The following is a 15938-nucleotide window of genomic DNA, read 5'->3' as shown; positions in this document are numbered from 1 at the left end:
TTCTGTGCCGCATACCGTTCATCTCTCCCAGCAACTCCCGGACCTGACGCTGCCTCAGCTGCTGCAACTGGCCCCCCGCGGCTTTGTGCCGGATACGCGCCAGTACCGGGCCGTGACGCCGCTGGAGCTGACTGTGGATACCGGGCAGTTTTCAGCCGGAACAGTAGTAGGAGGAATGACCGGGCCGGAAGTGGAAGTGAGTCAAACCAAAACCGGCCTGACGCTGAGCTGCACCTGCACGGCCGGCACGAACGACGAGCTGTGCGAAAACCAGGCCCTGACGCTGCTGGCCCTGCTGCACCGGCCGGAGCTGCGGGCGTTTTTCGACGGGGAGCTGCGCGGGCAGAAGCTGCGCGCTGTGGCCCGGGAATACGGCCTGGAACAGGCTCCCGACCTGGACGCGCACTTTCAACTGACATTTGCCAACGGGGCCACGGTCGTAATGCCGCGCCGGGCGGATCTGCTGCCCGTGACGCCGGCTTCCAAGCAGGAGCTGATGCGGCAGCTGCTGCCCGCGAAGCCGGAGCCGGTGGTGCCGGGAGCAAATGGGCAACGGCTGCTGGTGCTGGCCCGGCACCGCTACTACAGCCACCTTACGCTGCACCTGGTGGAGGCCAGCCTTACGGCGGCGGGCAAACCCAAGAACCCGCTGACGCTGCTGAACCCCCTGGACGGTATCTGGCAGCTGACCAACCCGGCGGAGCTGAAGTTCTACACCGGCCTGGCCCGCTTCCAGCACAACTACGACGAGGACCGCACTCCGGCGGCCGTGGAGGCCCTGCGTGCCGTGGTGCAGAACCCGTTTCGGCTGCCCGTTTTTTCGTACCGCGGCTCCCAGGGCGACAAGCTCACGGCCGCGGCACTGGTGCCGGTGCGCCTGCACAGCGCCCGCCTGCAGCTGCGTCTGCAGGTAACTCAGGAAGACGAATTCTACCAGATAACCGGCCAGCTGCTGCTCCACGACCAGGCCCTGGATCTGGAGCAGCTTACCCTGCACTACGACTACTTCGTAGCCCTGCACGATGATCTGTACCTGCTGGATGATCTGGACCTGTGGCGGGTGGTGGAGTTTTTCCGGCAGCGCAACAACGCCTTGCTGATTCACCAGTCGCAGTTTGCGGAGTTCCGGGAGGATGTGCTGACCAACCTGGAAAACCGCTTGCAGATTCACTACGCCTACCTGCGCCCGGCCACCCGGCAACAGCTAGCGGCTGCGGGCTTCGACGAGGCACCCGAGCCGGTGCTCTACCTCTCCGATGCCGGCCCCCACGTGGAGCTGCTGCCGGTGATGCGCTACGGGGAGCGGGAGGTGTCGGTGCTGAGCAAGCAGCAGCTCCAGGCCACCGACGCCCTAGGCCGGGCCTTCACCGTAAGTCGTAATGCCCTGGCTGAAGACCGGTTGGTGGCGGCCGTGCTGCGCCCCTGGCCGGAACTGGCCGGGCAGCAAACCCCCGATTCCTTTTACCTGGCCCGGCACGAGTTGCTGGACGCCGACCGAGTGCTGCCCGCCCTGGAACACTGGCGGCAGGAGGGCATCCGGGTGCTGGGCTTCCGGCAGCTCAAGGACAACCGGCTTAACCCGCACCCGGCCCGGGTGTCGGTGCAGGTGAGCAGTGAAACCAACTGGTTTGATACCCGGCTGGCGGTGCGGTTTGGCAAGCAGCACGCTACACTACCGCAACTCAGCCAGGCCCTGCGCAACCGCCGCCGCTACGTAGTGCTGGATGATGGTAGCCACGGCGTGCTGCCCCAGCAGTGGCTGGAGAAGTTTGCCCGCTACTTTGCCGCCGCCGAGCTCATCGACGGCCAGCTGCGCACCCCACATAGCCAGTTTGCGACGGTAGAGGAGCTGTACGCCGAGGATGAGCTGCTGCCCTCGGCCCGGCAGCGGCTAACCGAAACCCGCGCCGCCCTGGCCGATTTCACTGGTATTGCGCCCGTGGCGGTACCTGCCGGCCTGCAGGTCACCCTGCGCGACTACCAGCGGGAGGGCCTCAACTGGCTGAATTTCCTGGATACGTTCGGCTTCGGGGGCTGCCTGGCCGACGACATGGGCCTGGGCAAGACGCTGCAGGTGCTGGCCTTCGTGCTGCACCTGCGCGCGGGCGGCCGCACCGGACCCAGCCTGGTGGTGGTGCCCACGTCCCTGGTGTTCAACTGGCAGGCCGAAGCCGCCCGCTTCGCGCCGGGCCTGCGGGTGCTGACCTGGCACGGCGCGGGCCGCCAGCGCACCCAGCCGGATTTCGCCGACTACGATTTGGTGCTGACTACCTACGGCACGCTGGTGTCGGATTTGCGCCGACTGAAGGTCCAGGAGTTCGAGTACGTGTTTCTGGATGAGGCTCAGGCCATCAAGAACCCGGCTTCGTTGCGCTACCGGGCCGCTTGCCAGCTGCGGAGCCGGGGGCGGGTGGTGCTCACGGGCACGCCGCTGGAGAATAATACCTACGATATTTTCGCTCTGCTCTCGTTTGCCTGCCCGGGGCTGCTGGGCACGCTGCGGCAGTTTCGGGCGCAGTATGCCACGCGCATTGATAAGTTTGGGGATGAGCAGAAGGCCCGGGAGCTGCAGCAGAAAATCCGGCCCTTCGTGCTGCGCCGCACCAAGGCCCAGGTAGCCACCGAGTTGCCGGAAAAGACGGAAATGGTGCTCTACTGCGAGATGCCGCCCGAGCAGCGCCGCGTGTATGAGGCCTGCCGCCAGGATTTCCGGAATCTGCTGCTGGGCCAGCGCGAAGATGTAATGGCCCGCAACCACGCCTCGGTGCTGCGGGGCCTTACGCGCCTGCGCCAAATCTGCGACTCGCCCGCTTTGCTGCCCGATCTGGAGGATTACGGTTCCACCTCGGCCAAGCTGGCCGTGCTGCTGGAGGAAATTCAGAACCACGCCCCGGAGCACAAAATCCTGGTGTTTTCGCAGTTTGTGGGCATGTTGAACCTGGTGCGGCCCATGCTGGATGCCCACGATATTCCCTACGAGTACCTCACCGGCCAAACCCGGCAGCGCGGGGCCGCCGTGCAGGCATTCCAGGAGCGGCCCGAGGTGCGTGTGTTCCTTATCAGCCTGAAAGCCGGCGGTACCGGCCTCAACCTCACCGGCGCCGACTACGTGTACCTGCTGGACCCCTGGTGGAACCCCGCCGTAGAAAACCAGGCCATCGACCGGGCCTACCGCATCGGCCAGACCAAGCCCGTAGTGGCCGTGCGCCTCATCTGCCCCGATACGGTAGAGGAGAAAATCCAGCACTTGCAGCAGTCCAAGCGGGAGCTGGCCCAGGGTCTGATCCGCACCGACGCGGCCCTGCTCAAATCCCTCACGCCCCAGGAATTGCTGGCGCTGGTGGGTGAGGAGGTGGGAGGATGAGAACAACAGCCCGTCATTCCGAGCGAAGTCGGGGAATCTCGCGTGCTGAGGTTGGATTAGCACCACAACTTCAGCACGCGAGATTCCTCGGCTTCGCTCGGAATGACGTTCAAAAGGTCATTTCCCCGCAAAAATCCGCAGCTTTATACACTCATAACCTGCCCGCCATGTTCCAGACCTCGCCCGATATGCAAGTCGTTGATATTATCCAGATGTCGCCCAAGGAGGTGTTCATCGTTGGGTATCTGGCCGGGGAGGTGAAACCGGGGGCCTGGGAGCTGCGGCGCAACGGTGAGGCCGTGGCTACGGTGCAAGCCACCGGTGAGGTGCAGGTGGAGGCTGGCCGCAAGGGCAAGTTGGCCCCGCCCCGGGTAATCAGCTGCCAGGGCCAGGTAGATAAAAAGCAGTTCGATTTCACCCAGGATGAGGTGACGCTGGCGCCGCTTCCTCATAGGGATAATACGACCTCTCAGGCTGGCTCCTAACGGACAGTACCCTACCAGATACCGCCTTGTTCCGTCCTGTTCCGTTTCTCGCCGTATTTAGCAGGGGAAGGCGTAGTGTTTCGTGGTGTTCGACAGAAGCAGCGAAAGCCAGGCGAATAGTGAGGTTTGGGCTCACCGCAGCAGCTTGTAGTGAATAGGGGTGGGCCGGGCACCAGTGAGCTGCACGTAGTAAAGGCCGGTGCTCAGGGGGAGCTTGGTAAGATCCAGCTCGGCCTGGGTGGCGCCCACGGGTACGGGTAGCAGCCCCCGGCTCAGTACCCGGCCCAGCGGCGACACCAGCGCGTACGTGAGCGTGGCGCGTAGGGCCGGCGGAAACGTGAGGGTGTAACGGCCATTAGGCGAGGGGTTGGGGTAGATGGCAGAAGCCGGAGCTAGCAGGCTAGCCGTGGATGCCGCCAGCGGCCGGGCCGCCGGCGTACCGGAGGCCTGCCAGACTTCCAGGCCGGAGAGGTTGCAGGTGCCGCCCGAGGTGGTGAGCTGCAGCTGGCCGGTGGAAACTGTAACATCAAAGGGCCCGAGCTTGCGCCAGGTGCCGGCCGGGCCGCTGTTGTAATTGGTCTGCACGGTCTGCCCGTTCAGGGCCAGGCTGAAGATTTCCGCATTGTTGTCCTCCCACACGTAGGCCCACACCCGGTACGAACCAGCTGGTACACTGCTCATGGTGGCGGACAAGCTGGTCAGGCTGTAGGCCGAGCTACGGATCATGCTGGTGCGGGCCGCATCGGTGGCCGGCAGCAGGGGCACGTTGCTGTTGGAAAAGAACGTGCCGTTGGTGGTGAAGTTCGGGGCCGGTGTGCCGCTCCAGGCGTTGCCGTCCAGCGTCAGGGCCCCGCCGCCCAGATTCACGGCCCGGTAGAAGGCGTAGGTGCCAGTCGGGGGGGGGGGGCCTTGAGGATTCACCGTGATGCTCACCAAGTCAGCAGTGCTGCTGGCCCCAGCGTTGTCTTTCACGACGAGGCTGAACACATAGGAGCCGGCCACCAGCCCGCTCACCGTCGGGCCCGCAACGGTGGTGGAGCTGAATGCCGCCGTAGTGGGCCCGCTGGTCTGGCTCCAGGTGTAGCTGCTGATGGTACCATCAGGGTCGGTACCGGAGCCGGCCAGCGTGGCGGAACTGGTCGGTAGCGTGATGGTCTGGTCGGGGCCGGCGTTGGCCGTGGGCAGCTGGTTGGTGGGCGGCGGTGGGGGCGTACCGGAGGCCTGCCAGACTTCCAGGCCGGAGAGGTTGCAGGTGCCGCCCGAGGTGGTGAGCTGCAGCTGGCCGGTGGAAACTGTAACATCAAAGGGCCCGAGCTTGCGCCAGGTGCCGGCCGGGCCGCTGTTGTAGGTGGTCTGCACGGTCTGCCCGTTCAGGGCCAGGCTGAAGATTTCCGCGTTGTTGTCCTCCCACACGTAGGCCCACACCCGGTACTGGCCGTTGGGTACACTGCTCATGGTGGCGGACAAGCTGGTCAGGCTGTAGGCCGAGCTACGGATCATGCTGGTGCGCGTAGCATCGGTGGCCGGCAGCAGGGGCACGTTATTGTTGGAGAAGAACGTGCCGTTGGTGGTGAAGTTAGCCGCCGGCGTGCCGCTCCAGGCGTTGCCGTCCAGCGTCAGCGCCCCGCCGCCCAGATTCACGGCCCGGTAGAAGGTGTAAGCGGGGGCGGTGCTGCAATCCGGGTTCAGGCGGATTTCCTGGGTAGTAGCTAGGCCGGCGGCGTCCGTCACGGTCAATACCACGCGGTAGTAATACGTTTCGGCTCCGCAGCCCAGTGGGGAAGTTGTCAGGCTCCCGGTGGCCGTAGATTGTGTCGGCTCGGGGTGTTCGTGGTCGGCGTGGTGCAGGTAGCACTGCCACAGGTAGCTAAGCTGGCTGGAGGTGTGCTCCTGGTCGGTTACGGAGGCTGTGAGGGCAAACGTGGTGGCAGTCACAATAGAGTACAGCGCGTTGTTGGCGGGGCTGGTAATGGTAACCTGGGGCGGGGTGTTATTGGCCGAGATGAGCAAGGTAGCCTGACTACTGAGGCCCTGGTTGTCGGTTACCGTCAGCCGCACCGAGTAGGCCGCCGGAGCCGGGCCGGGGGCCGTGAAGGTGTGCGTGGGGTTAGCCGCAGTGCTGCTGGTACCGTCGCCGAAGTCCCAGGCGTAGCTTAGCGGTTGGCCCTCGGGGTCGGTGGAGGCACTGCCCGTAAACTGTACCGCCAGCGGACTGGCCCCGTATTTCTTATCTGACGACGCTACGGCGACGGGCGGCTGATTGGCCGCGTTGTAAGTGATTTTGCGAATCTCGTTGGGGAAGTTTGCATAATAAAGCCCCGGCTGCGAGGGATGGACTGCCAGCCCCACGGCAATGGCTCCGCTGGGAACAAAGTCGCGCACCACCGAGGGCACATTGCCGGCATCCACCGTCAGGCTACGCAGCCAGCCCCCCGAGTAGTCGCCGAAAAAGTAGGTGTTGCGGTAGGAAGCCGGAAAATCGGCGTGCGGATAAAACACCCCGCCCACGCTGGCACTGCCCCCAAACTGTGGCCCCGCTACCGGCGAGCCGGCCGCCCCCAGGTTGGCTACCGTGGCCGTACTCCCGCTAAAGGTGCCCGTGCGCGACGGCCCGGTGCCGTGCTTCCAGTCAATGAGCGGACGGGTGTGCACGAAGGTGGGTACCGAAGCCGCAATGGCCTGTCCCCCGCAGGGGTTCAGGAAGGTAGCCATGCCGCTAGGCGTGGCCTGGGCAATCAAATCCTGAAAATAGTAGTACTGCTGGGTGCAGCCATTTACGCCGTACTGCGGGTTGGGCTGGTAAAAATTGTAGCGCTTCTGGGCCACGAAGGCACTATTGGCTTCCAGACCCTCAAACAACGGCCACCCCATATTCTGGCCCGGCCGGCTCACCACGTCCACTTCCTCCCAGGTAAAAAAGCCCACGTCGCCGATATAGAGCGTGCCGGGGTTGCCGGCCGCCGCCGAGGTGCTGCCGGTGCCGGGGCGCAGCGTCATCCGGAAAGGGTTGCGGAAGCCCAGGGCCCATACCTTGGAGCGCGGGGCCTGCGGGTCGGCAGCGTTGTAGAAGGGGTTACTGGGCACGCCCGCGCCGGTTTCGGGGTCCAGGCGCAGAATCTTACCGTTGAGGCAGTCCACCATCTGCGCCCGGAACGCCCCCACGTTTTCCTTGCTGGTGATGATGCCATCGGCCAGGGCCTGGGTATAGTAGGTGCCGGGGTTGCTGCCGAAGTCGGCATCAGCCCCGTTGGCCCCGTCGCCGGTAGCCACCAGCAGCGTTCCGTCCGTCCCGAACACGAGGCTGCCCGTTACGTGGCTGCGCTCCAGTGAAGGTACCCCAGTGGCTTTGGTGGCCCCCAGCAGTACCCGGCGGCTGGCCGGGTTCACCGAGTACACGCCCCCGCTCAGGGTGGCCGTGTAGCGCGTGAGCCGGCCAATGGTGGCGCTGAAATAGTCGTTGGTGGCGGGGTTGTAGGCTGCCGTACCGTAGTTGAGCAGGTGGTGGCGGTCCACCAGGTAAAAGAGGTAGAAGTAGCCGTTGGTTTCAAACTGCGGGTGCAGCGCCAGCCCCAGCAGGCCGTGGTCGTGCCAGGCTCCTACTTCCTCGCTGATATCGAGCAGCAGGCGGCGCTGCCCGTTCTGCACCGTCCAGACCTTGCCGGGCCGCTCCCACACAAACATGTGCGAGCCGGAGGCCGTGAACGTCAGGCCCACGGCCTCATTCCACTGGTCCGAAACCAGGGTAGAGGTAAACCCGGTGGGGGGAGTCTGGGCTGGCAGTGCCAGCGGGCAGAGTAGTGTAAACAGTAGCCAGGTGAGGATACGGTAACGCATAGCCGAAAAGGGTTAAAATGAAACATGCCGCCTCCCGGCCAACTGCCGGGCAGGCAGCGGAACACAAATACCAGGAAACGAAGTGGAGTAGCAGGAAACGGCCCGTAGTCCGGGCGCAGCGGCCAGCCATGCAAAGCCCGCCGGCCGCCAGGGCCAATAGTTAAAAAAGAAATGACCGGACGCGGGACTATTCGCCGCCCGATGTACCCAATGCCCCCGGCATTGCACCGCAACCTGCCCAGCGGGCAGCATCATCTCTATACATCAGCCTGGCATCCGGCCAGGCCATCCAACGAGCCTACATCAGAACAGAACGGCGGTAGTAGCTGTGTAATTTACGGTAATTTTTAAATAAAATATATACTTTATTTAATACATAAAGATGTGATGCTTGCATTATTCAGTATGGGTTGTGTCTGAAAAGTTGTTGATAACCCGCAGAACGTCATGCTGAACCCATCGAAAGTATTTCTTCCGCTTCGCCTGAGCCATTCAACGAAGCGGGAGAGATGCTTCGACGAGCTCCGTACGACCATTGCGGAGTCTTCAGACACAGCTTAACCTACATAATCAGTTGCCGGAAAACACGCCATTCCTTGCTTGTAAGGATTCTTGCGTGCTGCTGTCAAGTTCGGCAGAGTATTACCAGCACACGGGAAACTTCGCGTTGCAACTGTAAGCCGCCTCACCCGGCACTGCCGCTTTTGAGGCTAGGGTTGATTCAGACAGAATGGCTAATACCGTTCCTCGTCTTTAACCGAACTCAAATCAATCAAATACTCGCAGGCTCGGCGGAATCCATCCTGTTCCTCTGGGCTTCGGCGCGCTACCTGATGGTAGCCGCTGGCCGAATGAGTTTCCAGCAGCCAATACGCACCATCAAGCTTCCCGGGACGCGGCTGGCAAGGACACATTTTGGGAAACTCAGTTTGAGCCAGCAGTTCCTGCAGATGCTCCCACTGCTCTGGTGTCACCGGTACAGTTGTTTCTTCCGCCTTTACCTGCGCTGCCCGGCGCTTGCCTTCCGCTACTTCGCGTTGAAACTGCGGGTCAGCCATTGTTTCCTTGTAATACTTCCAAGCCTGAGCCCGTCTCCGAGCCGAAGCAGTTGCAGGTAAGCTGTTGGGATGTAAAACGGTCAGGGTATGAAAACCAGGATGCTTGTCTAAAAGCTGCGTGTGAAGAGTTGAGCCAGCAGCATCATGACGCAACGTAAGCAGCACAGGCCGGTGGAAAGAACGTTCCCAGAGAAAACGCACAATATCAGCCCCCAGGTAATAGTTGGAGAGAACAGGTGCCTCAAAATAGGTGAGCGTGTAGGAGGCACCTTCTAAAGCACCCGCGCAGTTGGCAAAACGGATGTCCGTATTCCAAACAACAGAAGGCCGTTTGCTCTTCGGAAGGTAAGCAGGGTGCAGCGAATCTGCCGCCGGGAAGTAAAACGTGCTGGAATCCCGCGGCTGGCCCCTGGCATCCGAAATGGCCGGGTTTTGCGGGTAAGAATGAGCTGAATCGTAGGGCGAGGAGCAGGCACCCAATAGCAGCGGGAGTAGTACAAGGATACGGCGCATAGATGGAAGGATAGGTGATAAACCAGTCAGCCGCAAGGTAGCCAACGGCCCTACTCCACACCAAACCCACCTTACTGCGCGTTAAAACCCGCAGAAAGGCCCATTCCGGGGCAACCCCGCCCGAACTTTTCGCTACTTTTGGCTACCCCCGTTGCGGCTTCCCGCCGCGGCTCCTCTTCCGCGTAACGCTTTCTGATGAAACTATTCCCCCGCCTGGCGCTGGCCGCCTCCCTTTCCGCTGCCGCCCCTCTGGCAGCTTCGGCCCAGCAAACGCAGGTGTTCACCTCCGATGAACGCCACTTCCAGGAAGGCCTCGAACTCTTTGACCGTGGCAAGTACGGCGCGGCCCAGCAGGCCTTCCAACGCTACCTCGACCTCACCCAGCGCCGCACCGGCGAGCTGGCCCCCGGCCGCACCCAGGATGCCGAGTACTACTACGCCGTAGCCGGCCTCTACCTGTTCCACCCGGACGCCGAGGACCGCATCCTGGCCTTCGCCACCCAGAACCCGGCCCACCCCAAAGCCGCCCAGGCCTATTTCGAGCTGGGCAAGTTCTACTTCGATAAGAAGGACTACGTGCGGGCCATCGACTACCTGCAGAAGGTAGGCCCCGATAACCTTACCGACGACCAGCGGGCTGAATCCGAATTCAAGCTCGGTTACGCCTACTTCGCCCAAAAGGAGTTCGACAAGGCCAAGCTGCAGTTCGACCGCAACAAAGCCGGCAACCACCAGTACCGCTTCGCCAGCTCCTACTACGCCGGTTACCTGGCCTACCGCGCCGGCGACTACGCCGGGGCCCGCAAGGACCTGGCCGTGGCCGAGCAGAACGACGCCTACAAGCCCGTGGTGCCGGCCGTTATGAGCCAAATCTACTACAAGGAAGGCGACTACGACGGGCTGATTGCCTACGCCACGCCGGCCCTGCAGCAAACCCCGCCGCCCCAGAGCGCCGACGAAATTCAGCTGCTGGTGGGCGACGCCTACTACCAGAAGGAGGACTTCAAACAGGCCGCCGAGTACTTCGACAAGTACGCCGCCGGCCGCAAGAAAATTGAGCCCGAGGTGCAGTACAAAATCGGGTACGCCAACTTCAAGCAGGGCGACTTCAAAGGGGCCATCGGCAACCTGAAGGGCGTGGCCGCCCGCCGCGACTCGCTGGGCCAGAACGCGGCTTACCACTTGGGGCTGAGCTATCTGAAAACCAACCAGAAGCCGCTGGCCCTGAACTCGTTTGACGCGGCCCGTAAGCTCGCCTTCGATAAGGTGATTACCGAAAACGCCACGCTGAAGTACGCCCAGGTGAGCTACGAGCTGGGCAACACCCAGGAAGTCATCAACGCCCTGCGCGACTTTGGCAAGCGCTACCCCCGCTCCAAGAACCGCGCCGCCGCCGACGACATCCTGAGCCAGAGCTTCCTCAACTCCTCCGACTACGCCCAGGCCCTCAACTACCTCGACAACCTCGACGACCGGAGCCAGAAGCTCAACGCCACCTATCAGCGCGTGGCCTACCTGCAGGCGGCCACCCTCTACAACGACAACCGCTACCAGGACGCCCTGCCGGTGCTGGATAAGAGCCTGAAATACCCCGAAGACGAGGCCCTGCGCGCCGCCGCCCAGGTGCTGAAGGGCGAAATCTACAGCATCGGGCAGCAGTACCAGCCCGCCATTACGGCCTACACCGCCGCCGCCCGCACGGCCCGCAGCGGCTCGGCCTCCGAAACCGACTTCGACCAGAAGGCCCGCTACGGCCTGGGCTACGCCTACTACAACACCAAGCAGTACGACCGGGCCCGGCAGCAGTTCCAGGCCTGGCTGCAGGACCCCGTGGCCAAGCCCGCCGACGCGAACTACTACGACGTGACCCTGCGCCTGGGCGACACCTACTACATCGGCAAGCAATACCAACAGGCCCTGGAGCAGTACAACAAAGTCATTCAGGCCAACGCCGCCGACAAGGACTACGCCTACTACCAGAAAAGCGTGGTATTGGGCTTATTGGGCAAGCGGGAGGAAGCCGGCGCCACGCTGAGCACCCTGCTCAAAACCTCGCCCAACTCGCGCTACGCCGACGACGCGGTGTACCAGCAGGCCCAGCTCGATTACGAGGCCGGCTCCTTCCAGCCCGCCGTGGACGGCTTCACCAAGCTCATCAACAACCGCCCCAACTCGGCCCTGATTCCGCAGGCGTTGCAGAAGCGCGGCGTGGCCTACCAGAACCTGGACCAGCACGACAAGGCCGCCGAGGACTTCAAGCGGGTGCTCACCCAGTTTCCCCGCACCAAGGCCGCCAGCAGCGCCATCTACAGCCTGCAGGAAAGCCTGAGCGCCCAGGGCAAGACGGAGGAATTTGACCAGTACCTGGCCCAGTTCAAGCAGCAGAACCCCGACAGCAAGGCCACCGAAAGCGTGGAGTTTGAGGCTGCCAAGTCGCTGTACCTGGCCGAGAAATACGCCCAGGCCATTCCGCGCCTGGAAGGCTACCTGCAACAGTACCCCAGCACCACCCTGGCCGCCGACGGCCGCTACTTCCTGGCCGACTCCTACCTGCGCACCGGCCGCAAAACCGACGCGCTGCCCCGCCTGAAAGCGGTGGTGGAGGAAGGCAAAAGCGAGTTCGTGAACCGGGCCGTGGGCCGGGTGGCCGACCTGGAGTTTGAAAACAAGAACTACACCGAGGCCGCCAAGTACTACGGCCGCCTGCGCGAAGTGTCGCAGAACAAGCGCGAGGTGGCCAACGCCGGCATCGGGCTGATGAAGAGCTACTACGAGGCCGGCGACCTGGAAGGTACCCGCCGGGTCGCCCAGGAGCTACAGGCTCAGGGCGGCGCTTCGCTGAACGCCACCAACCTGGCGCTGCTGTACCTGGGCAAGGCCAGCTACAAAGCCGGCAGCCTGGAGCAGGCCATCGGGGAGCTGACCACGGCCGCCGCCACTGCCAAGGATGAAAGCGGGGCCGAGGCGCAGTACCTCATTGCCAGCGCCCTTTACCAGCAGAAGAAGTACCCCGAAGCCCTGGACGCGGCCTACAAAAGCAATTCCGACTTCGCCAACTACGACCTGTGGCTGGGCCGCGCCTTCCTGCTGATTTCCGACATCTACGTAGCCCAGAACGAAATCTTCCAGGCCCGGGCTACGCTCAATTCCATCATCGACAACAAATTTCCGGTAGCCGAAATTGTGGCCGGAGCCAAAGAGCGCCTCGCCGCCCTGCCCGCCGACCCCGCCGCGCCGGCCCCGGCCCCGCCCAAAACCACGCCCAAGTCGGCCCCGACCACCCCACCCAAATCAACCACCAAACCCGGTACTACCACCAAGCCCACCGGCAAAACGACTCCGGGCAAAACGCCGGTGCGCAACTCCCTGGCCCCCTCGGAGGTGCAACCCGCCGACACGACAACCAACCCCGGGCCCACGCCAGTTGAGAACTAACGGCGCAACATCAAGCAGCTGTAAGCACTGCTTGATGTTGCACGTAGTAATTGGTTGATAATAAGAAATAAATCCTGAGTAGTAGGGGAGAAGTGACAAGCTTCTAACGGGCCTGAATCCTGACTTTCCTACTCACTTGAGTTTCCCAGATAGAATGACACATTCGTCGAAACTGCTGGCCGCTGCGGCCCTGCTGACTGCCACCGCCCACGGTACCGATGCCTGGGCGCAGAAGACGCGCGGCAAGATTGAGGATGCCGAAATTGAGATTGTGAAGGAGCGGGTGAACGAGCTGCCCGAGGCCACCCGCAATTTTGAGAAGGTAAAAATTGAGGCTCCTGCCAAATCCACGGAGCCCGTCAATTATTCCTTTTCCGATTTCCGCCTCCCTGCTGATAAGCTCAACCCCTCGGTGCGGGTGCTTACCATCCGGCAGGAGGAGTTGGCCCCGCTTACCGGCAACTACCTCAAGGCGGCCCTGGGCAACTACGGTACCGCCTACGGTCGGGCCTACCTGCACAACACCCGCTCCGAAGCTGGCAGCTACGGCCTCGATTTCAAACACCTCTCGTCCTCGCGCGGGGCTGTTGACAAGCAGAACTCCCGCCAGAGCCAGACCAGCCTGGGCCTGAACGGCGAAACCTACCAGGGCCCGCTGGTGCTGGGTGCTAAAATTGATGTGGGACGGGAGCGGTACAACTTCTACGGCTACAACCGTAATGTGCCTCAACTACCCAAGGAAGACAGCATCAAGCAGGTATTCAAGCGCGCCGCCATCAAGGTGTACGCCCGCAACCGGGCCAAAGACGCCGCTTTTCAGTACGACTTCGGCCTGGGCTTTAACTATTGGTCAGACTTCTACAACGCCCGGGAAAGCAACGTGTACGCTACCCTGCGCTCGGGCTACACGCTGGGCGAAACCAGCCGGGTGAGCGTCAACGGCGACGTGTCGTTTATCTCCCACAAGGACTCGCTCACTGTGAGCCGGCCCTTCGTGCAGGTTACGCCCGCTTACGAGCTGACCCTGGACCGGCTGGCCCTGTCGGTAGGAGCCACGCTGGGCTACACCGGCGACACCATCGGCAACGCCCGGCAGTTCAACGCCTACCCGGCCATCCGGGCGGCTTACACTGTAACGGAGGATAAATTCGTGGCCTACGCGGGCCTGGGCGGCGCCATCCAGCGCGTGACGCTCTACGACCTGACCACCGAAAACCCCTGGCTGGCCCCCAACGTGCGCGTGGCCGACACCCGCCGCGGGCCCACGCTCTACTTCGGCTTCCAAGCCACGCCGGCCCGGGCCCTGGAAGTAAATGCCCGCGTGACGCTCAGCAACGACCGGAACCTGTACTTCTACAACAACTCCCGCCGCGACTCCAGCAAGTTTGATCTGGTGTACGATAAGAAAGCCACCCAGCTGGTAAACGTGCACGGCGAAATCATTTACAACGCCGCCGAGCAGTTCCGCCTGGGCTTTAAGGCCGACTACAACGGCTACAACGTGAAGACGCTGGCCGAAGCTTTCCACCGCCCGGCCTTCCAGTCGGTGCTTTTTGGGTCGTATAATTTCTACGACAAGCTGCTGGTGGGCGGCGAGCTGTACACCTACAGCTCCAGCTACGGCACGGGCCTGCTGCGCCCCACCGGCGCGGGCCTGCCGTACCGCGAATCCGTGCGCCCCACCGACAGTGTAATCGACCTGAATCTGCGGGCTGATTACCGCATTATGGAAAATCTGTCCATCTTTGCTTTGGGCAACAACCTCATTGGCCGCAAGTACGAGCGGTTCCTGAACTACCCGGTGAAGGGAATTAACGTGCTGGCCGGTGTCACCTATGACTTTTAATCTGGCGCTGATGTAATGCGGCACTACCTGACTAACCTTCTGTCATCCTGAGCGAAGCGCAGGACATTACCCCGGTAGAACAGCTGTAGCAATGCGGCTTTCCCACTGGGCAAGGTCCTGCGCTTCGCTCAGCATGACTGGGGGTTGCTTTCGTTTCCGTCCGGCGTTTTCTTCTTACCAGTACCCGCAACCGAATGCTTTCTGACCATATCCGCACCTTGCTCCGGAACCATGACTGCGTCATTATTCCTGATTTTGGGGGCCTGATTGCTGACTATGCGCCCGCCCAGATTCATCCGGTGCGGCATACGCTGGCACCTCCGGCCAAGCGTGTGGCGTTTAACCAGTCGCTTACCCGCAACGATGGGCTACTGGTAGATGCCTTGAGCGCCCAGCTCAACATCAGCACGGCCCAGGCCCGGCAGCTGGTGCGCGAGGCCGTGCTGCGGATGGAGCAGGAACTGGAAAGCGGCCTCCGGACCGAGCTAAGTGGGGTGGGCGTATTCCGCCGTGCCCCCGGCCGGGGGCTGGAATTTGAATATACCGGCGCGCAAAATCTGTTGAATGCCAGCTTCGGCCTGCCCGAGCTGGTGTCGCGGCCGGTACGCGCCACCGATGCCCTGCTGGCCCGGGAGCGGCCCTCCGCAGCACCTATGCTGGCCGCCTCCCGCTCCAAAAAAGTGGCGCGTGCTTTTCGCGCAGTAAGCACAGTGGCAATTGCCGGGCTGGTGCTGTCGGCCAATTACTTTTTTGCCGACATGTTCGGCTATCTGCCCGAGCAGCTGCGCCTGCCGATTACGTCCGGGGCAGCTGCCGCCGCGGCCACTGCGCCGGTTGCTGCGCCGGTGCTAAGCCAGCAGGCGGCACTGGGCAATCCTGCTTCGGAACTGGCTGCCACGCCTACGCCCCGTGTTGCAACGCCAGCCAAGGCGGTGGCGGAAGTGACCAAAACGCCCGCTACCCAGCCCGTGGTGGTAGCCCGTCCGGCAGTAGTGGCCACCGTGGTAGCCAAACCGGCTGCTAAGCCCGCAGTGCAAACCGTGAAAAGCAAAGCTGCTGCCAAGCCGGCCCCTAAAGCGCCGGGCTGGGAAAAAGCAGCGGCCACCAATGCAACCAACGGGGCCGCTTCCTCGACAATTAAAAGCCGTACGGGTCGTTACTTCATCGTGGCAGGCTCCTACACCAGCCTCGCCAACGCCGAAAAAGGCCGCCAGGCGCTGGTGCGGCTGGGCCATCCGGCCCGCGTGATTCTGCCCGCGCCCGGCAGCCGCCAGTATATGCTCTCGGTAGCTGACTACCCGGACCGGGCTTCGGCTGACCGGCAGGCCAGTATCCTGCGCAAGCGCATGGGCGACCTGTGGATCAAAAATTACTAGTCTCCCACTTGACTTACTTGTACGCAT

7 protein-coding genes are annotated in these 15938 nt (G+C 62.7%); 5 read left to right on the top strand and 2 right to left on the bottom strand.

Translation table 11 applies throughout. The annotated features are described in order from the left end of the window. Positions 1-4: 4 nt before the first annotated feature. Positions 5-3364, top strand: coding sequence for a DEAD/DEAH box helicase (locus EI290_RS17505; protein ID WP_125432965.1), 3360 nt, complete (start codon positions 5-7; stop codon positions 3362-3364). Between the two features lie 167 nt (positions 3365-3531). Further along, on the top strand, positions 3532-3849 hold the full coding sequence (locus EI290_RS17500) for a hypothetical protein (RefSeq protein ID WP_125432964.1): 318 nt from the start codon (positions 3532-3534) through the stop codon (positions 3847-3849). Between the two features lie 132 nt (positions 3850-3981). Here EI290_RS17500 and EI290_RS17495 read toward each other — a convergent pair whose 3' ends face one another. Further along, positions 3982-7683 (bottom strand): PKD domain-containing protein, encoded by a 3702-nt coding sequence (locus tag EI290_RS17495; protein ID WP_125432963.1) that lies wholly within the window; start codon positions 7681-7683, stop codon positions 3982-3984. Between the two features lie 734 nt (positions 7684-8417). Beyond that, a complete protein-coding gene (locus EI290_RS17490) occupies positions 8418-9254 on the bottom strand; it encodes a hypothetical protein (protein WP_125432962.1) in 837 nt (278 codons plus the stop codon). Positions 9255-9449: 195 nt separating this feature from the next. On the opposite strand from EI290_RS17490, the gene EI290_RS17485 reads away from it, so the two are divergent. The 3 genes from EI290_RS17485 (at position 9450) to EI290_RS17475 (ending at position 15911) form a co-directional block, all read left to right on the top strand. Then, a complete protein-coding gene (locus tag EI290_RS17485; RefSeq protein WP_246008987.1) occupies positions 9450-12689 on the top strand; it encodes a tetratricopeptide repeat protein in 3240 nt (1079 codons plus the stop codon). 154 nt (positions 12690-12843) lie between these two features. Next, entirely contained in the window at positions 12844-14535 is a 1692-nt protein-coding gene (locus EI290_RS17480) for a TonB-dependent receptor (RefSeq protein ID WP_125432961.1), read from the top strand. Between the two features lie 194 nt (positions 14536-14729). Continuing rightward, entirely contained in the window at positions 14730-15911 is a 1182-nt protein-coding gene (locus EI290_RS17475) for an HU domain-containing protein (RefSeq protein ID WP_125432960.1), read from the top strand. The last annotated feature ends 27 nt before the right edge of the window (positions 15912-15938 follow it).

Origin of the sequence: Hymenobacter metallilatus (assembly GCF_003944705.1) — a bacterium.
GTDB lineage: Bacteria > Bacteroidota > Bacteroidia > Cytophagales > Hymenobacteraceae > Hymenobacter > Hymenobacter metallilatus.
Note: the sequence above shows the minus strand (reverse complement) of the source record. Positions and strands in the feature narration are given on the sequence as shown.